The following is an 18,871-nucleotide window of genomic DNA, read 5'->3' as shown; positions in this document are numbered from 1 at the left end:
TGATTGGCTTAATTCAATCTACACCCTGATCAAGGCTTCAGCGTCTTGCGCCACTGCTCATGGCTGATCCGGTACAACACGTGCGGCTTGAGCGGGTGGCCGTCAGGCAAATTGGGATGATCGAAGTTGCCGGACTCATCCTGCTGCATACCGATTGCCTGCATCACCTTTTGCGACGGCTGATTATTGGCCGCGGTAAACGACACGATCTCCTTTAACTTCAGGCGCTCGAAACCACAGCCCAGCGCGGTCCATGCCGCCTCGCTGGCAAAACCCAGACCCCAGTGGTCGTAAGCCAGCCGCCAGCCGATTTCCACCGCCGGCGTAAAAGGTGCCTTGAAACCTACGACATGCAGGCCGGTAAAACCGATGAATTCGCCGGTATCCTTGCGCTCCAGCGCCCAAAACCCGAAGCCCAGTTCGGCAAAATGGCCACGTAACCGTCCGATCATGGCAGCGCTTTCAAGACGGCTCAGGGGTTCGGGGAAATAACGCATGACGCGGCAGTCCGCGCACATCTCGGCGAATGCTGGCAAGTCATCGTCGCGCCACTGCCGCATCAGCAGCCGGGCGCTGTCTAGCTTGAGTATCGGTTCCATCGATTCCCCCGTGTAACGAGACATGAGTGGGCGTCAGTGTAGTTATCCACTACGCCAGACAACTGGGCGTGCGCACGCTTTGCTGGCACTATCGGGCTTCGACCTGTCAACGGACGCAAAATGTCCCTACCGCTTATCTACCATGAAGACTACAGCCCGGACTTCCCGGCGGATCACCGCTTCCCGATGGACAAGTTCCGTCTGTTACGTGACTACCTGGTCGACAGCGGCCTGACCAGTGACGTTCAATTAATGCGTCCTGAGTTATGCCCGGCGGACATTCTGGCGCTGGCTCATGACCCGTCCTACATCAGCCGCTACCTTAATGGCGACCTGTCCCGTGAAGACCAGCGGCGTCTGGGCCTGCCCTGGAGCGAGGCGCTGGCACGTCGCACGGTTCGTGCCGTGGGTGGTTCGTTACTGACTGCCGAGCAGGCCTTGAAGCACGGTATGGCTTGCCACTTGGCGGGCGGGACACACCATGCGCACTATGATTACCCGGCCGGTTTCTGCATTTTCAACGACCTGGCAGTGATCAGTCAGTACCTGTTGCAAAGCGGCCGCGTGGACAAGGTGCTGATCTTCGACTGCGATGTGCATCAAGGCGACGGTACGGCGCGCATTCTGGCCGATACCGAGGACGCCATTACCGTCTCGCTGCACTGCGAAAAGAACTTCCCGGCACGCAAGGCGCAGAGCGACTGGGATATCCCGCTGCCGATGGGGATGGGCGACGCCGATTACCTCAACGTGGTCGACGATCTGCTCAACTACCTGTTGCCGTTCTACAAGCCGGATCTTGTGCTGTATGACGCAGGAGTGGACGTTCACAAGGATGATGCGCTGGGCTATCTGCAACTGACCGATCAGGGCGTGGCCAATCGCGACGAAGCCGTGTTGCGTCATTGCCTGAGCCGCGACATTCCGGTCATGGGCGTGATCGGCGGCGGCTACAGCAAGGACCGTCAGGCGCTGGCAAGACGCCACGGGATCCTGCATCACAGTGCGCAACGGGTCTGGGACGACATGGGCTTATGACAGCGCGTTGCGCCTCATCGCAATTGCAGCCAATGAGTTGCACCACATCTGGAAACAACGCTCGGGTAGAATGCCCGCCTCTTCTGCTATCGATACTTCACTGACCATGACCGACCTCGCCTCTCCTGCTTCCCGAACCGTCGCCATTATCGGAGGCGGCCCTGCGGGGTTGATGGCAGCAGAGGTGTTGAGCCAGGCAGGGCTGAACGTCGATCTGTATGACGCAATGCCTTCAGTAGGGCGCAAGTTTCTGCTGGCCGGGGTTGGCGGCATGAACATAACGCACTCCGAGCCCTACCCGGCTTTTTTGTCGCGCTACGCTGAACGTTCGCCGATGATCGCGCCGCTATTGCGTAGTTTTAGTGCCGATCAGCTGTGCCAGTGGATTCATGCCCTGGGTATCGAGACGTTTGTCGGCAGCTCGGGCCGTGTTTTTCCCACTGACATGAAAGCCGCCCCGCTACTGCGCGCCTGGCTCAAGCGGCTGCGTGATGCGGGCGTCACGATCCATACCCGTCACCGCTGGCTGGGATGGAACGTTGATGGCAGCCTGCGCATCACTAATGCTGACGGTGAGCTGGCGCTCAACCCTGCGGCCACATTGTTGGCACTGGGCGGTGCCAGCTGGGCCCGGCTGGGGTCTGACGGGGCCTGGCTGCCATGGCTGCAGGCAAGGCAGGTCGAGGTTGCACCTCTGCAAGCCGCCAACTGTGGTTTCGAAGTGAGCGCCTGGAGCGACCTGCTGCGCGACAAGTTTGCCGGTGCACCATTGAAAAATATCGCGATGGGTCTGCATGGCCATGCCCTGCGCCTTGGCGAATGCGTGCTGACCGGGACGGGCGTGGAAGGCAGTCTGGTGTATGCACTGTCGGCGCAAATTCGTGAACAGATCAACCTTCGCGGCTCGGCGACAGTGGACATTGACCTGCTGCCCGGCAAAACACTGACAGACATTCAAAAAGCTCTGAGCAAACCACGTGGCTCGCGCTCGATGTCCAAGCACCTGCACAGCCAATTGGGCCTGGACGGCGCAAAGGCAGCGCTTTTACGCGAGCTTGCGCCTCGTGAAGCGTTTGCCGATCCGCTGTTGTTGAGTGAAGCCATCAAGGCGTTGCCACTGCCCCTGATCAAACCACGCCCCATCGATGAGGCCATCAGCACCGCAGGTGGCGTGACCTTCGAAGCCATGGACGAGCGTCTGATGCTCAGGCAATTGCCCGGCGTGTTCTGCGCAGGCGAAATGCTCGACTGGGAAGCCCCTACAGGCGGCTACCTGCTGACCGCCTGCTTCGCCAGCGGCCGCGCTGCGGGGCTGGGGATGGTGGAGTGGCTGAACTCACAGTGATTCCTGTGCGTATGCTCTGCGCTCAGCGTTATACATAAACCCTTTCTGTGAGAATTTGTTCGCGAAGGCTATATTCCAAACGCAGCAAATTCGTCGACTGCGCTGCCCTCTTCGCGAACAAGTTCGCTCCCACAAAGCCCACGGATAACCTGTGGGAGCTTGCTCACGTTATACATAAATCCTTCTGTGGGAGCTTCGCCCGGCTCGCGCCCACATGCGTATATCAAGGCTTCTTCTTGCGCGGGCCGGTATTGAAGACCGGCACTTTACGTACGGGTTTGACCGCTGGCGCAGGCTCTGACTCGCCGCTGTCGACCCATTTGCCCAGGTTACGTTTGCTGCCCGAGACCTTGGGCTTTTTCGGTTTCTTGGGTTTTTTCAGGATCTGGCCGCTGGCATCTGTAGTCGGCACCCGGTGCTCAGGCTCAAAGTCCTGTTCTTCCTTGCGCTCAAGCGTCTGGCGGGTCAGCACTTCGATGGCCGACAGCAGTTCGACTTCATCGGCACACACCAGCGAGATCGCCTCGCCCGTCAGGCCCGCCCGGCCGGTGCGGCCAATACGGTGGATGTAATCCTCGGCCACAATCGGCAGGTCCAGGTTGACGACCGTCGGCAGATCATCGATATCCAGACCACGAGCCGCCACGTCGGTGGCAACCAGAATCTTCACTTCATTGCTCTTGAAACGATCCAGCGCACGCTGGCGAGTGGCCTGCGGCTTGTCGCCGTGAATACCATCAGCGTTCAGACCCAGCCCCTGCAAACGATCCACCAGTTGATCAACGCCAACCCGGGTCTTGGCGAACACCAGCACCTGGCCCCAGCGATGCTTTTTCATCAGATGGATGAACAGATCAGCCTTGCGCTTCTTGTCCACGGTCACAACCCATTGCTTGACCGATGACGCCGCCACGTTGCGCGGGCTGACCTCGATGGTCAGCGGGTCATTCAGCATCTGCGCGGCCAGCAGACGAATTTCGTCGGAAAAGGTCGCGGAGAACAGCAAGGTCTGGCGCTGCTTGGGCAGTACAGCGTAGATGCCACGCAATTCCTCGGCGAAGCCCAGATCAAGCATGCGGTCGGCTTCATCGAGGATAAGAGTCTGCAACTGCGAGAACTTGACTGCATTCTGGCGATGCAGGTCGAGCAGACGTCCCGGTGTCGCAACCAGCACGTCCACGCCCTTGCGCAGCTTCATCATTTGCGGGTTGATGCTCACGCCACCGTAGGCTGCGTAAGTGCTCAACGGCAGGTGCTCGGCATACTGACGAATGCTTTCGTGAACCTGATCGGCCAGTTCGCGGGTCGGGGCCAATACCAGCGCGCGAACGCAATTAGGCGCGACTTTCGGCCCTTCCATGGTCAGGCGCTGCAACAGCGGCAAGGCAAAACCTGCGGTCTTGCCGGTGCCGGTCTGGGCAGCTGCCATCAGATCGCGGCCCGCCAGTACCGGAGGAATTGCCTGGGTCTGTACAGGCGTCGGAGTCTGGTAACCGAGCGCTTCAAGAGCGCGCAGCAAGGGTTCGATCAGGCCGAGAGAGGCGAATGTCATGGAAATACCGTAGGAAAAATTCAACGCAAGGCGCGCAGTTTAACCTGTCCGGCCCGCCTCGGTTAGCTTGTGCGTGTCGATCCGACCTTTCGTACCGCCGACCTGCGCCATTGCGGTAGGCCAATCAGCACGACAGCGCTGATAATCACCACCATGGCCAGGCACTCTTCAATACCGATAGTCTCTCCCGCAAACACCACGCCAAGCATCACCGCCACTGCCGGGTTGACGTAGGCATAGCTGGTTGCGGCTGCCGGGCGCACGTTCTTGAGCAGGTACATATACGCGCTGAACGCGACGATAGAGCCAAACACCACCAGATACAGCAGCGCGCCCCAGCCCGCCGCAGTCGGCATATGCGCAAGACGCTCGCCGCTCAAAGCGCTGCCGATCAGCAGCGTCGCCCCGGCAGTGATCATTTCCGCCGCACTGGCCATCGGTCCTTTGGGCAACGGCATATGCTTGCTTAATACAGAGCCGAACGCCCACGACGCAGCGGCAAAGAGCACCAGCACAGCGCCATAAGGGCTGGCTTGCAGATTGGAACCGAGATTCAGCAGGCCGATACCGATCAGGCCCAGCACGATGCCCGCCCACTCCAGATTAGTCGTGCGATTGCCCCAGAACAGGCCGAACAGCAAGGTAAACAGCGGCATGGTCGCCACCGCCAGCGCCGCGACGCCTGATGCAACGCCTGCGTGTTCGGCCAGCGTCACACCGCCGTTACCGCATGCCAACAGCAAAAAGCCGATCAGAAACGCCGCCTTCCACTCGCGCCAGGTCGGTGCTGGCACGCCGCGATAACGCAGGAAACCGTACATCAGGCACCCGGCAATCAGAAAACGCACGCCAGCCATCATCAGCGGCGGCCATGACTCCACGCCGATACGGATGACCAGATAGGTAGAGCCCCAGATCAGGTACAAGGCCAGAAAGGCACCAATGAGCAACGGCGAAACACGAACGGACTGAGGCATGGCAAGGCTCTGCGATCATTGTTATGGTGGACCTATTGTATGAAGGCCAGATGCGGATATTAAGCAGACAAACCTGTTTAAACCGCACTGAAACTTACGATTCAATGCTTGTAAGGTCTGCTTTCCTTTTATTTTAAAATTACCTATCGCACAGCACGAGGCACGTCATGACGCTGGATAAATACGATCGGATTCTGCTCGATGAGCTGCTGAAAAATGGCCGGGCGTCTTTTGCGCAGCTGGCGAAACTGGTCAATCTGTCCGCGCCCGCCGTGGCCGAGCGGGTCGCCAAGCTTGAGGCAAGCGGAGTGATTACCGGTTACGAGGCGAAGGTCGATCTGTCGAAGGTCGGTTTGCCGATTCAATGCCTGATCGAGTTGCGCATGGGCAGTCACGGCAATCAACAGGCGTACAAGGAGCTGTGGCAGGTCCCTGAACTGATCCAGTGTTACCGGGTGACGGGCGACCCGTGCGTGATCATGAGGGCTGCGGTGGATTCGATGCCGCACTTGGAAGACCTGATCAATCGGATCGCCAGGTTTGGCTTCAGCAAAACCTCAATCGTGCTGTCGACAGCAGTGGAGCGCAGCCTGCCGGCCGATTATCTGACCAGCAACGGCAAGCAGGAACACTAAAAGATCAGAAGCCGCGCTGACGCTTGAGTGTTTCGCCGATCTTGGCGGCGGGGACTTTCTGCAGCGAGCACAGCATCTGGTGGGAGATTGCGGCAATGCCGTGGGTATTGCGCAGTTCGTTGGTCAGATACGCCGTAAGGTTAGCGGCCATTTCCGCATCCGCCATCGCCCGGTGAGCCTTGCCGGTATTGGGCAGGCGCGCGTAGCTGGTCAGCGTGCCAAGCTTGTGATTCGGTGCTCCAGGCATCAGGCGTCGGGCCAGCAGCATCGAACAGGCAAAGCTCTGTTCGCGCTTGCGCTGGATGCGCGACAGTTCGTAGTCCCAGAACTTCTGGTCGAACGAGGCATTGTGCGCGACCAGCGGCGTGGCGCCGACGAAATCTGCCACATCGCCCATCACCCGTTCGGCGCTGGGGGCGGTGCGAATCATGTTGTTGCTGATCCCGGTCAACCCCTCGATAAACGCAGGAATACGCACCCCGGCATTCATCAGGCTCTGAAAGCGCTCGACGATACGCCCCTGCTCCATGATGACCACGGCAATCTCGGTTGCCCGGCAGCTATGGCCCGGGGAGATGCCGGTGGTTTCAAAGTCGATGACTGCAATACGTTCCAACACTGGCCTGACCCTGTAAATTCATTTCAGCAACAACGCGCCTTCGATAGGCACATAACGACTGGCTGCGCGGATCAACGAGTTCGCGGTCAGCCCCGGCACGCCATAGGCCACCGCCTCAACACCATGTTTGCTGATCACGCGTTCGAGCAACATGTCGAAATCGCCATCACCCGATGCCAGCACGACTTCGTCCACTTGCGGTGCGAAATCCATGATATCGATGGTGATGCCGACATCCCAGTCCCCTTTCGCCGAACCGTCGCTGCGCTGGATGTACGGTTTGAGCCTGACGGTAAACCCCAGATTGCGCAGGATCTGCTGGAACTGCTGTTGTTTGCTGTCGCCACGATCGATGGCGTAGGCAAACGCGTGAACAATCTCGCCGCGCTTGCTGATATCCGCCCACAAGGCGGCGTAATTGAAATGACAGCCATGCGCCTGGCGCACGGTGTAATACAGGTTCTGCACGTCGGCGAACACCGCGATCTTCTTCACCGCAATTCCTCATGGCGGGCAACACGCCCACTGGTTACAGCGATCCGGAATGTGAATCGGTGCCCAGTATGCCAGCTTGAGAACGGAATTGAGCTTCAACTATCGTGCGACGCTCCGCGTCGCACGCATTTCTGGACGCTCCACGCCCGATCTTGAATGGGCGGCGCGGCGCAGACCTGTGACGCGGAGCGTCACCCAAGGCATTCCCACGCTGGAGCGTGCGGAACGATAGTTGTCTGTTCTGGAGCGTGAGGAGCGATCACTGCGTCCTCAAACAAACGAATCATCATCAGAAAACATGTCGCCGCCATCGTCAAAGCTGTCATCGGCCGTGTACTGCTGATCCGGCTGTCCCCAACCGCCCTGATCATTGAACGAGCCGGTGTCCTGAGCCTGTGGCGCGTCGTGAATGACCTCGACAATCTCCTGCGGCTGGCTGTGGTGGCTGAACATGCTGCTGATGCCCTCTGCCAGCAGCACACCGCCCGCCACACCGGCCGCGGTCTTCAACGCACCGCCGAGAAAGCCACTGCCCGCAGCCGGGGCAGGCGCGGCGTAACCACCCTGCGGCGCTGCAGGTGCAGGGGCAGGATTGAAACCGGCACCGTCGCGCCAGCCACCACCCGAAGTCTGGCCAGGCTGAGCCTGAGGCGCTCGCGAGGCGCTGCTGCCGAAAATACTCGACAGAAACCCGCCGCTGGCCGGCGCTGACGAAGATTGCCCCCTGGCCTGCTGCAGCTCGGCCTGCAACTGCTGAATCTGCTCGTCGCGTTGTTTCACCTGCTGATTGAGCTGATTGACCGCAGCTTCCTGCACCAGAATCGCCTGCGTCATGTAATACGGCGCAGCGGGCTGGCGAGCCAGATGCTCCTTGATGCGCGCCTCGGCCGCAGCATCTCGCGGAGCGGATGCCGTCTCGGCGTCTTTCAGTTTCGAGAAAAGACCATCAATCAGGGTTTGCTCTTCGCTGTTCATGACCACCTCACTGAGTTGCCACTGGAATTCTTTCCTGCCGCACCGGCAGGACCATGCTCAGAAAATGGGGCCTCATCCACCCGCTTCAATGACATGAAGAAAAAGATAAGAAGATCTCGGCCCACCACCACTGCGCTTGGTTCGGCAAGGGCCATGGGCTAAAGTGTGCGCCTGCTTTTAGCCTGCGATCTATCTCCATGAACCCGTTGAACATCATCCAGGATTCGCTTTATTTCTTTCGGCGTAATCTGGGCAGCATCGCGCTGCTGTGCCTGCCTGTCGTGATCCTTGAAGTGCTGGCCAAACAAGCGCTGGGCAGCGCCATGTCCGCCGACACTTCGCCTGCCTATGCATTGGTGATCGGGCTGTTCTTCTACCCTGTTTATACAGCCGCGCTGATCCTGCTTCTCGACGCACGCAGCCGTGGCGAGGACGTACACACCCGCGATGTACTGGCCATGGCGGTGCGCTTGTGGCCGACCTTCGCCGTGCTGTCGGCCATGAGCACCCTGCTGATCATGTTCGGCCTCTCACTGTTTGTGGTACCCGGCATCTGGGTGATGATCAAACTGGCGTTCAGCGAATACCTGCTGGTTCTGCGCAAACTCACGCCGTTCATGGCCATGCGCGAAAGTATGCAGATGACCACCGGACACTTCACCCGCATTCTGGTGTGCGTACTGAGCGTCTACATTCCCCTGTGGCTGCTTGAGGGCGCCAGCCTGTACCTGTTTCCGGAACCGCAAAGCGCAGCGGTTTCCGTGATCACCGACAGCATCGGCAGCTTCCTGCAACTGCTCACCACCATTGTGACGTTCCGCCTGTTCATGCTGATCAGCGAGCCCGCGCACCGGGCCTGAACCAACAGCTGACGCCAGACGCACCGATTCGGTATGCTAAATACCGAATCCCTCACCGAGCGCCAGGCGCTCCAAGTCGAGCCGATGCCACGTCTACTGCTACGTCTGACCCTGTACAGCCTGCTGCTGGTCGCCGTATTGCTGGTAATGGTTTACCAACTGACGTGGCGCCCTCCAGCTCGCGAGTTACTCCCGGCCAGCTGCAACCCTGCGGTTCAGGCGCCAAAGCTGGTGCCGGGGCAAGCCCTCAAGGTCATGACCTGGAACATCCAGTACCTGGCGGGCAAGCGCTATGTGTTCTGGTACGACATGGCCGACGGCAGCGGCCCGGACGAACGCCCGACGCATGAAGACCTGGCCTACAACCTGGATGAAGTGGCGCGGGTCATCCGTGATGAACAGCCGGATATCGTACTGCTGCAAGGGGTCGACGATGGTGCCAAAAACTCCGATTACGAAGACCAACTGGCATTGATCAAAGAACGTGTGGCGGACCTCTACCCCTGCAGCACGCAGGCGTTCTACTGGAAATCGGAGTTTGTACCCAACCCGCATATCTGGGGCAGCGTCGGCAGAAAACTGGCGACCCTCAGCCGCTTCCACATCGACAGTGCCGAACGCGTGCAACTGCCGGTGCCAGACGCCAATATCATCAGCCGTCAGTTCCAGCCCAAGGATGCCTTGCTGGTCAGCTACCTGCCCCTGCGTGACGGCGGCAAACTGGCCGTCATCAACACCAGCCTGACCACCGCCAGACACACCGGCGACACCGCACAAAAACAGATCGTCGCCACTGAAAAGCAGTTGGACAAACTGGAAAGCGGCGGCACACCGTGGCTGATCGGCGGCGACTTCAACCTGCTGCCGCTGGGCCAATACCAGCGCCTCCCCGAAGAACAGCGCCTCGGCTACGCCGCCGACAGCGAACTGCACGAGCTGTGGGAAAAATACCCGATGATCCCCGACAACGCCGAATCCAGCGGCATAGACCGCGGCAAATGGCTCACGCACTTCCCCAACGACAGCCGCATCAACGGGCCGGACCGGACGGTGGATTACCTGTTTTACAGCCCGAGTTTGAAGCGAGTCAGTGCGCGGGTACGGCGGGACGATACTTTGTTGATCTCTGATCATTTACCGGTGATTGGGCGGTTTTTGTTGCCGGTTTTGCCTTGAGGTAGAAAACGGTATGCAGGTTTCAATATTCTGGCTGGCCACCAAACTTTCGAATGGCGTCCTCACAGCCGACAGTGTCAAAAGAGTTTGAACCGTTTCTGAGCGCGCTCGCCTAATGATTAGCCTGTGGATACTCCCACAGGCTACGTGCCAATACCGGCATACCCAAAGGGTGATCAACGTGGCTAAAGACGACAAGAAAAGTAAAGGCGAAGCCTCGAAAGCCAGCAAGGATCTGAAAGACAAGAAAGCATCACCGGCAAAAAAATCTGAAGCGGCCTCGACGCTTTCCAAGTCTTCCGAAAAGAAAGACAAGAAAAAAGACGCCGAGCCAAAGAAAGCAGCCAAAAAAGCTGATAGCAAGCCAGACAAGGCCAAGAAGTCAGACAAGGCGGAAAAGCCGGCTAAAAAGAAAAAGTGATGTTTGCTGCCTGTCAGGGCATTGTGCCCTGACGTTCACTAGCTCACGGCCCCGCTCGTGAGATAAATGACAAGAACAAGAACGGGAGGGTTTTCCACTTCTAGAGATCAACTCAATGTTGCACGTCCCAGATTTTTTGGAGACGCATTTCATAACCTTGGCTAGGCTAAGTCTCCTCCCTGCTTCAATAGTCTGTACGACGCGCCCTGAAGCGTCTTTGGTAACTGCGATACTTTTGCCTTAATAAGTTTAAATGCAGTCCGAGATAAATATTAATACCAGCAATAAAAGAGTCAAATTAGTTTAATTATAGAATACTATCTAATAAGTGACGAAAAAAGAGCTTAGCAGAATCTGCAGACGTCTTGCTATGAACAGCTGAGTCAGCCCTGCGGAATAGCGATACGGATCGCGTGAACTGCTGTAATCACTCAATAGCTGGAGGCATAAATCCAATTTACTTGAGCCGAATGGCCGCATGATAATATACCTTAGATAAAAGCTTAAGAATAAACTCCAAATTTGGCGGACTGTATAAATCTCAATCATAGAAGCAATTTATGAGCAAGTGTCCGTCGCCGACGTCAGGTGAGCGGGCAAACGCTAGTAAGTTACTAAAAAAGTTTTCTGATCGAAATAGATCAGATTTAAGTTAGATGGTGTCGATTAATATTATCGACCCAAAAGGCAAAAATCGCAGTTCAGCCTATCTTTTAATAGCTGAGCTACGTATAAACCTGATACAAGCTAGTTCAGCAACCGCTGATCTTGCAGCCGCTCCCCCCGGGGGGGGGGGGGGGGGGGGGGGGCATAGATCGAAATCCCGACAAAACGACCATTCTCAACTTCCGGCGCTTTCGGAAAAACATGAGTTGCCAGGCTGGATTTTGGAGGCCAACACGAGTATCTATATCGTCGCAGCCCGATGCTGCTCCAATTTACCCTAGTCAATGCAAAGATCATTAATACGCCGAGCTCGAAAAAGCGCGAACGCCAAGCGTGATCCCAAAATGCATTAGACGAAGAAAGGCAACCACTACTTTTTTGGCATGAAAGCCACGCCGCTGTTGATATTAAGCGGGATTGGTCTATTACCTACGGGGCAAGACCACGAATATGGCAGGCATTACTCAGATCGATCGATTGTTATAAGTAAGGAAGCTTATGCCCGCTATGATGCTGACTATACCGGCGCGAGCTAGTTTCCGGAGCATCAGGATCGTCAAACGATATAATCGGTTGGCACATGTCTGAGCTAAAAAAAGCATAGCGCCCCAGTGTTATCGCAGGGCCGCATCGAAACCTTGAGTACGCGAACGTTCACTTTCTAGCAAAGTTTAAATACCCGAAGCACCCGATAAAAAGCCAGTTTAATCATAAGAAAATACGAGTTGCGAGTTATCGCAAAAACTGCTCAACAGAGCTACGATAAATGCCCTGTCGACCCTTCGAATCATGCAAAAGTAGCTTCCGACAAAAGAGAATGAGAGACTGCAATGTAGAAAACGTTTTGAAAAGGACTACTTAAAAATCTCTTCAGTTAAAAATAAGAAAACTTTAATTATCTGATCGGGCTATATTTCCCACCATCAAGCCAGTAGGGCCTCAAAAATCAATGTTTAATTCAAAATCACTTTAATTAGAGTGAAGTACTCTCAACTAGAGAGATTACGTTGTCTGCCTGTTTTGTTTTACCAATGCGCTCAAAGCTTGTATAAAATATATGCATGAAGCAGCACTACATCAGTAGCATAAGCAAACATTTAGCCTAACAGAAAGCCTCAACTAGCTCTCCGAGCCTAACGCACAACACGCCTAAACTGAAAGAACTGAGCGCAGCCCAAAGCAGGTGCATTCGCTTTTGATTTTTTAGCGGGGAATGGGGTAGACAAAGGAGTATCATATCGCCATCATCCGCAAGCCATGTCGGCCTTATTTTCGGTAAAATGAGATTAATTCTCAAAAACTACCGCATAGATGAAAATGCTCAATGGAGTGCAGCGTGAAAGCCGAAGAAGTTTTTAGTAATACTGAAGGTAAAAAAGGGGAGCTCTCGCATAAGCTTCGTACTGTTTCGGATCTGATTCGTCATATAAAAACTAAAGAACATGACAGCCCTGCAAACTATAGTATTTTTTTAGGTGCAGGGGCTTCCGTTACATCGGGCATTAGAACGGCATCGCAGCTAATAGACGAGTGGGCGAAAGAGCTTTACGAACGTTTCAACGATGGTGAGACAGTCGAAAGTGCAGAGATGGCTAGAAAGTTTTTTGAGAGCAGACATTCAAGCTGGTACAGCCCTGACAACCCGTACTCTTCGCTATTTGAAAAAAAATTCGATTTACCAACTCAACGCAGGCGCTTTGTAGAGCAGGAGGTTGATAGTAAGTTTCCGTCTATCGGGTATGCATACCTAACATCATTAGTAGATAAGAACTACTTTAACACGATTTTTACAACCAACTTTGACGACCTAGTCAATGAAGCTTTCTATTTATTTTCAAATGCTCGCCCCATTGTATGCGCACACGACTCGTCAATCCACTCTATCAGCATCACATCTAAGCGACCAAAAGTCGTAAAACTACATGGCGACTACTTGTTTGACGATATAAAAAGCACCCTAAGAGAAACCGAGTCACTTGAACAAAACACCAAAGAAAAGTTTGTTGAATTCTGCAAAGAATACGGATTAATTATAGTTGGTTACTCTGGGAGTGATCGTTCAATAATGGACGTCTTGGAGTTCTTAGCTCGTCAAGAAAATTATCTAAAAAATGGAATCTACTGGTGCCTGCGACGAACGGACAATGTATGCCATGCTCTTAAAAACCTAATATGGAAGGATAAGGTTTATCCAGTACTAATTGATGGATTTGACGAGTTATTCGCAGAGATTCACGCACAGACAGTAGTAGGGGAGTTAAAACTAAACTCAAATAAAAAACAGTCTAAACTGTATCAAACAGTGCAAAACATAGTAAATGATAGCTTTGGACTTTCTAAAAATACGATTATCGAACAAGAAATACTATCTATAAAAGATGATGGTGACTCAAAAGATATCTCGGAATTTGTTAAACAGATGTCGGTAGCAAATGAATCTTCAAAGCTAGGCATGAGAGATGTAAGGAATCTGCTCGAAATAGATACTTTAATTGAGAGCTTCGACTTACAGAAAGCTGAAGAAATATGCAGCATGTACTATGAAGCCACTACTAACCCAGAAGACAGAAAAGTATATATTGAAAAATATATCGACATCTACGAGCGACTTGGCCTAGATTACAAAGTAAGTCTATGGTGCGACAAGCTCATAGAAACCGACCCTAATAATATCCAATACCATCTAAAAAAAGCTCGATCTATTGAGCACTTGGCTGACCGGGTGGAATATTTAACTGGCATACTGGAATCCTTTACATATAGCACTGCTCTTTTAAACACTACTGCATCCGCTTTAATTCGTCGAATTCGAGAGGAAGGAGCGGACTCAGTAAAAAAACACAGTGAAGCTTTATCTACCTATTTGGATAGAAGCCTTGCGATAGATCCAAGCCTTGATAATTCGGCTTGGAGCTTTCGAATGGAGTTTTTACGGCTAACTCACTTCATAATTAATGATCCAAAAAAGAAGAAGGAGATAGCAGGCACAATAGCTGAACATGTAAAACTTGCTCGGACACGCAACCCTGAACATCCACAGACACTTGAATTAGCAGAACAACAGCTAGACATAGCTTGTGAAAAAGATGATCTTCAAAAACTAATTAACTTTTTATTTGAGCTTGCAAAAAAGAGCTCAACCTCAAATCAAAAAAAGGTTAATGCTGTCATAGCCAAATCTTTTGGACACGTCTACGAAATTGAAGACAATGAAACTTTAAAGATCGAACTAAAACGTTTTATAGAAGAATACCTAGATGCGAAAGATAAGGGCTTTTCGGTATCATATGCTAGAATTCGTTACTGGCTAAGCATCGGAAAAGATTTAGAAATCGCAAATCAAGATTTTAAAACATTGTTAGGAAAAAAACACTTAGGATCACAGATAGGTGCAATCTTAAAGCTACCCATGGAATTCGATCAAACGACGCTAGATATTCTAGAAAAAAAACTAGAATCCGAAAAACATGTTTTATTAAATAGTTATTATTTTGAAACTCTTAGTGAAATCTATATTTTAAAATCTGATTACTCTACTGCTGAGCAGCATCTTGAAGCAGCTTATCGAGAAGGAATACCATTAACATCATACATAGCGAGCAAAACTTACATCTTATTGCTGGCCGAAAAATACTCGCAAGTTTTGACCTTGGCAACACGTTATGAAACTCAATTAGCTAGTGCAGACACTGAAACTATCCAGATTAATATACAGTTCGCAGCTAAAAAATGTGGTAGTAGGACCTATAGCGAAGTCACTCTCCGTAATCTTAGCGCATTGAGTTCTTCTTACGAGGTGAAAATATGTGCATTTTCATTATTGGGTCAATACAACGATGCCAAGCGCATCATAAAGAAAAAACTAGAAATGGATCCAGGGCTGATTTTTAAATACAATAAATGGCCAGCACTTGATAAAGAGTGCTACCTAAATGAGACATGTCAGGAGAATACGGCTACCGGATGAGCAAGTTAATGCCAGTAAAAGCCCGCAATATCTAAAACCTCATAAGTTTATTTCCTCTCAACTTAAAAAAGGCGCTTCTCAAAAAGTAGCGCCACTTACTTAAAACCAACAGCCTATTTATTGAAATATAAAACTAAAATTATTTTCTTGCATATCACTATACTGCCACTATGCAGACGCCCTAAAATTATGCTATACATGCTTGCAGCATAGATAATGACATCGAATCTAATAATAAGATATAAGACCTAAAGAACAAGAACACAATTTTAGCAGAGATCATATTACCTACCACATCTTGACTTCAACAGACTTCAAGCTTGCCATACTTGATAAGCTGGCCTAACATCTAGTCAAAGCCAGACTTTATAAAGCGCACAAATTTCGGACAGCATTAACTTGACCACCGGCGCTTATTATGCGCCCAACCAACCTTCAATATAAGAACACCGCAGATTATTACCGTAAACATTGCTGATCGAAAGAAAGAAATCCAATCGTTCAGCATAGATTATTTCAAGCAGCTCAGAAACTATACCAACAAAGGTTTCATAATACTGCGGATGCGGGCCATAGGAAATCAAAAATATCAACAACCTGACTGAAATCAACTTTGATCTTTAAAAAACCTTTCGTGCGCTTTTAAATTACTGTTAATTATCGTACGACTCGCTCCTCTGCTTCTGTTAAAATTTTAGATTTTTTATTTATATCAAGAGCTCGATCAGTTTGTGTGAGACATCGCCTGCCCTGCGTCACCACACCAATTTTATTACTTTAAATAACGGCTTGCCAAACTGTATTAGGCAGTAATAACAGCTCAATTTTACCGGCTGCCAAAGCTTGACGGCTGTGGCAGTTATACCTTAAGCCTTTCGATGCATTGGTTTACAAGTTTTTGCTCCTCGGCCTCACGCCCCCCGCGGCTTCACCCGCGCCGTAGCCTCCGCCACCAACGGATCATCCGGCCAATAATGCTTCGGATACCGTCCCTTCAAATCCTTCTTCACCTCAATGTAGGTAGACCGCCAAAAGTTAGCCAGGTCCTGCGTCACCTGCACCGGACGGCGCGCCGGAGACAGCAGGTGCAGTTTCAGCACCTGCCGCCCATTGGCGATGCGTGGGGTGTCAGATAACCCAAACAACTCTTGCAGCCGCACCGACAGAATCGGCGGCTGTTCACTGTAGTCGATACGGATATTCGAGCCAGACGGCACCTGGATGGTCTGCGGAGCCTGCGCTTCCAGTTGTTGCGGCATTGGCCACGGGAGGAGGTTGCGCAGGATGGAGGACAGGTCGAGCTGGCTGAAATGGCTGAGCCGGGTGACTTTGCCCAGATAGGGCATCAGCCAGTTTTCGAGTGTCGCCAGCAGTTGCGCGTCACTCAGGTCGGGCCATTCGCTTGCTGCACTTTTGTCGATGTCCAGGTTGCGTAGCAGCGCGACACGCGCCTGCCACTGGCGCAGTTCGGGTGTCCACGGCAGCAGTTCCAGGCCTTTGCGACGCACCAGCGCCAGCAATGCCTGGCTGCGGGCTGCGTCATCGAGGCCGGTCAGCGGTTCGCGGCTGATAATAAGCTCGCCCGCCTTGCGCTGCCGTTCTGCGCGGAACACGCCTTCGCGCTCATCCCAGTCTATCTGGTCCACGGTGATGACCTGCTCGGCCAGCACAGAGTCGAACAGCGCTGGATCGAATTCGGCAGCGAGGTAGATGCGTTCCTCGCGCTGACCCTGACGGCTGCCTAAATCTGCGATGACCAGCCAAGGCTGCTTCATCAGTGCGTCGGCCTCGGCGAAAAGTGCCGCGCGACGGTTGGCCAAGCGATATTCAGCACCGCCGGGGCGACGTTGTTGTGCCACGCGATCCGGGTAGGCCAGTGCCAGCAGAGCGCCCAGCCAGCGGGAGTGGTCCGGATCGCTGACCGGGCTGCTCGCCGCGCCGCGCAGATACCCGCGATATTGCCGCGACAGTTGTCTGGCCCGCTGTACCCCGCCTTGTGCGCCGCGCGCCGCGCGTTCGGTGCCGGCCAGCAGGGTCAGGCGGCTGTGCAGGTCCGCGCCAGCGCCGCGCAAGATATCGCGCTCGCCCAGCAAAGCCGCCACGTCGCACGCCAGTTCGCCCAGCCCCAGCGCATGGCCGCGCAACAGCAGGTGCGCGATGCGCGGATGGGCCGGCAGCTCGGCCATCGCCTGACCGTGGGACGTCAGCGCTGGCGGTTGGCCCGGCTGATTGCTCAGCGCCTCAAGCTGCACCAGCAAATCCTGCGCCTGTGAATAAGCCGCCGCTGGCGGGACATCGAGCCAAGCCAGTTGCGCAGGCATGACGCCCCAGCGCGCCAGTTGCAGCGCAAGCCCGGCGAGATCCGCCTGAAGAATTTCTGCCGCGCCGTAGGCGGCCAGTTGATCGTGTTGCGCTTCTGACCACAGCCGATAACACACACCCGGCTCCAGCCGCCCTGCCCGCCCGGCACGCTGGGTGGCGCTGGCACGGGAGATACGCTGGGTTTCCAGACGCGTCATGCCGCTGCCCGGATCGAAACGCGGCACCCGCGCCAACCCGGCATCGATCACCACACGCACGCCATCGATGGTCAGGCTGGTCTCTGCGATATTGGTCGCCAGCACCACTTTGCGCGTGCCCTTGGGCGCCGGCTCGATAGCAGCGCGTTGCGCATTCAGATCAAGCTCGCCATGCAAAGGGCAAAGCAGGATGTCGGCGCGTTCGCCCAGCGCTTCTGCCAGTTGCTGGTTGACCCGACGAATCTCGGCCTGCCCCGGCAGAAATACCAGCAGACTGCCGGGCTCGCTGCCCAGCGCATCCAGTACCGTCTGCACGACACGCGGCTCGATGAATTCACCCGGCTGAAAAGGACGCCCCCACTGCATCGTCACCGGAAACATCCGCCCGTCGCTGCGCACTACCGGCGCATCGTCCAGCAACGCCGCCAGTCGCTCGCCTTCCAGCGTGGCCGACATCAGCAGAATCTTCAGCGGCTGATCGTCACGAAACAGCTCACGACCATTGAGGGTCAGGGCCAATGCCAGATCGGCGTCCAGACTGCGCTCGTGAAACTCGTCGAAAATCAGCAGCCCCACACCTTCCAGCGCAGGGTCGTCCTGCAAACGACGCGTGAGAATCCCCTCAGTCACCACTTCAATACGCGTCTTCGGGCCGACCCGACTTTCCAGACGGATTCGATAACCCACCGTCTCGCCGACCTTCTCGCCCAGCTCACTGGCCAACCGTTCGGCGGCTGCTCTCGCGGCCAGTCGCCGAGGCTCCAGCATCAGAATGGTCTGCCCGGCCAGCCAGGTTTCCTCAAGCAGCGCGAGCGGCACACGCGTGGTCTTGCCCGCGCCGGGAGGGGCTTCGAGTACGGCTTCATGGCGCGTGGTCAGGGCCTGGCGCAGGGCTGGCAGGACGGCATCGATGGGTAACGAGATCATGGGGGCTCCCTGAGAGATGCGGGGAGTATACCGGGGTGGGGTTGGGGAATCAGGCGGCGTGTTTTAGCTGAACGGCAGTCGCCAGAAAGACTGCCGCAAG

14 protein-coding genes are annotated in these 18,871 nt (G+C 54.3%); 7 read left to right on the top strand and 7 right to left on the bottom strand.

The features are described 5' to 3' along the window. Positions 1-29: 29 nt before the first annotated feature. Positions 30-599: a GNAT family N-acetyltransferase gene (locus RYB66_RS11485; RefSeq protein ID WP_316884135.1), complete on the bottom strand. Its 570-nt coding sequence runs from the start codon at positions 597-599 to the stop codon at positions 30-32. A 120-nt stretch (positions 600-719) separates the two neighbouring features. Between RYB66_RS11485 and RYB66_RS11480 the strand changes: the two genes are divergently transcribed. Further along, complete coding sequence (locus RYB66_RS11480; RefSeq protein ID WP_002555253.1) at positions 720-1,637, top strand: histone deacetylase; 918 nt, start codon at positions 720-722, stop codon at positions 1,635-1,637. Positions 1,638-1,743: 106 nt separating this feature from the next. After that, positions 1,744-2,982: a TIGR03862 family flavoprotein gene (locus tag RYB66_RS11475; protein ID WP_316894525.1), complete on the top strand. Its 1,239-nt coding sequence runs from the start codon at positions 1,744-1,746 to the stop codon at positions 2,980-2,982. A gap of 223 nt (positions 2,983-3,205) precedes the next feature. Here the strand turns inward: RYB66_RS11475 and RYB66_RS11470 are convergent, their stop codons facing one another. Beyond that, positions 3,206-4,534 (bottom strand): DEAD/DEAH box helicase, encoded by a 1,329-nt coding sequence (locus RYB66_RS11470; RefSeq protein WP_010193188.1) that lies wholly within the window; start codon positions 4,532-4,534, stop codon positions 3,206-3,208. Positions 4,535-4,596: 62 nt separating this feature from the next. Beyond that, positions 4,597-5,511, bottom strand: coding sequence for a drug/metabolite exporter YedA (yedA, locus tag RYB66_RS11465; protein WP_316894411.1), 915 nt, complete (start codon positions 5,509-5,511; stop codon positions 4,597-4,599). 167 nt (positions 5,512-5,678) lie between these two features. Here yedA and RYB66_RS11460 point away from each other — a divergent pair, with 167 nt between their 5' ends. Continuing rightward, a complete protein-coding gene (locus RYB66_RS11460; protein WP_002555257.1) occupies positions 5,679-6,146 on the top strand; it encodes an Lrp/AsnC family transcriptional regulator in 468 nt (155 codons plus the stop codon). Positions 6,147-6,150: 4 nt separating this feature from the next. On the opposite strand, the gene RYB66_RS11455 is transcribed toward RYB66_RS11460, so the two are convergent. The 3 genes from RYB66_RS11455 to RYB66_RS11445 all read right to left on the bottom strand — a co-directional run bounded on the left by RYB66_RS11455 (position 6,151) and on the right by RYB66_RS11445 (position 8,235). Beyond that, positions 6,151-6,762 carry a PolC-type DNA polymerase III gene (locus RYB66_RS11455; protein WP_005745439.1) on the bottom strand — a complete coding sequence of 204 codons (612 nt, stop codon included), beginning with the start codon at positions 6,760-6,762 and terminating at the stop codon, positions 6,151-6,153. Between the two features lie 21 nt (positions 6,763-6,783). Continuing rightward, entirely contained in the window at positions 6,784-7,260 is a 477-nt protein-coding gene (locus RYB66_RS11450) for an NYN domain-containing protein (RefSeq protein ID WP_002555259.1), read from the bottom strand. 270 nt (positions 7,261-7,530) lie between these two features. Beyond that, positions 7,531-8,235 carry a DUF2076 domain-containing protein gene (locus RYB66_RS11445; protein WP_316894408.1) on the bottom strand — a complete coding sequence of 235 codons (705 nt, stop codon included), beginning with the start codon at positions 8,233-8,235 and terminating at the stop codon, positions 7,531-7,533. A gap of 197 nt (positions 8,236-8,432) precedes the next feature. Here RYB66_RS11445 and RYB66_RS11440 point away from each other — a divergent pair, with 197 nt between their 5' ends. The 4 genes from RYB66_RS11440 to RYB66_RS11425 all read left to right on the top strand — a co-directional run bounded on the left by RYB66_RS11440 (position 8,433) and on the right by RYB66_RS11425 (position 15,325). Further along, positions 8,433-9,095, top strand: a complete 663-nt coding sequence (locus RYB66_RS11440) for a YciC family protein (RefSeq protein ID WP_316894406.1) — start codon at positions 8,433-8,435, stop codon at positions 9,093-9,095. A gap of 33 nt (positions 9,096-9,128) precedes the next feature. Next, positions 9,129-10,271: an endonuclease/exonuclease/phosphatase family protein gene (locus RYB66_RS11435; protein ID WP_054071867.1), complete on the top strand. Its 1,143-nt coding sequence runs from the start codon at positions 9,129-9,131 to the stop codon at positions 10,269-10,271. Between the two features lie 172 nt (positions 10,272-10,443). Beyond that, positions 10,444-10,692 (top strand): hypothetical protein, encoded by a 249-nt coding sequence (locus RYB66_RS11430; RefSeq protein WP_004666267.1) that lies wholly within the window; start codon positions 10,444-10,446, stop codon positions 10,690-10,692. A 2,002-nt stretch (positions 10,693-12,694) separates the two neighbouring features. After that, positions 12,695-15,325, top strand: coding sequence for an SIR2 family protein (locus tag RYB66_RS11425; RefSeq protein ID WP_316894404.1), 2,631 nt, complete (start codon positions 12,695-12,697; stop codon positions 15,323-15,325). Between the two features lie 911 nt (positions 15,326-16,236). Here RYB66_RS11425 and hrpB read toward each other — a convergent pair. Continuing rightward, complete coding sequence (hrpB, locus tag RYB66_RS11420) at positions 16,237-18,771, bottom strand: ATP-dependent helicase HrpB (RefSeq protein ID WP_316894402.1); 2,535 nt, start codon at positions 18,769-18,771, stop codon at positions 16,237-16,239. Positions 18,772-18,871: the final 100 nt, after the last annotated feature.

The sequence above is a fragment of the Pseudomonas syringae group sp. 243L2 genome (assembly GCF_032587875.1).
GTDB lineage: Bacteria > Pseudomonadota > Gammaproteobacteria > Pseudomonadales > Pseudomonadaceae > Aquipseudomonas > Aquipseudomonas amygdali.
The sequence above is the reverse complement of the archived record's forward strand: the minus strand, read 5'-3'. Positions and strand labels throughout refer to the sequence as shown.

Bases quoted from the DNA above. Each gene is read 5' to 3' on its own strand.
- RYB66_RS11485 (WP_316884135.1), bottom strand. From the start codon at position 599: ATGGAACCGATACTCAAGCTAGACAGCGCCCGGCTGCTGATGCGGCAG.
- RYB66_RS11480 (WP_002555253.1), top strand. From the start codon at position 720: ATGTCCCTACCGCTTATCTACCATGAAGACTACAGCCCGGACTTCCCG.
- RYB66_RS11475 (WP_316894525.1), top strand. From the start codon at position 1,744: ATGACCGACCTCGCCTCTCCTGCTTCCCGAACCGTCGCCATTATCGGA.
- RYB66_RS11470 (WP_010193188.1), bottom strand. From the start codon at position 4,534: ATGACATTCGCCTCTCTCGGCCTGATCGAACCCTTGCTGCGCGCTCTT.
- yedA (WP_316894411.1), bottom strand. From the start codon at position 5,511: ATGCCTCAGTCCGTTCGTGTTTCGCCGTTGCTCATTGGTGCCTTTCTG.
- RYB66_RS11460 (WP_002555257.1), top strand. From the start codon at position 5,679: ATGACGCTGGATAAATACGATCGGATTCTGCTCGATGAGCTGCTGAAA.
- RYB66_RS11445 (WP_316894408.1), bottom strand. From the start codon at position 8,235: ATGAACAGCGAAGAGCAAACCCTGATTGATGGTCTTTTCTCGAAACTG.
- RYB66_RS11440 (WP_316894406.1), top strand. From the start codon at position 8,433: ATGAACCCGTTGAACATCATCCAGGATTCGCTTTATTTCTTTCGGCGT.
- RYB66_RS11435 (WP_054071867.1), top strand. From the start codon at position 9,129: ATGCTAAATACCGAATCCCTCACCGAGCGCCAGGCGCTCCAAGTCGAG.
- hrpB (WP_316894402.1), bottom strand. From the start codon at position 18,771: ATGATCTCGTTACCCATCGATGCCGTCCTGCCAGCCCTGCGCCAGGCC.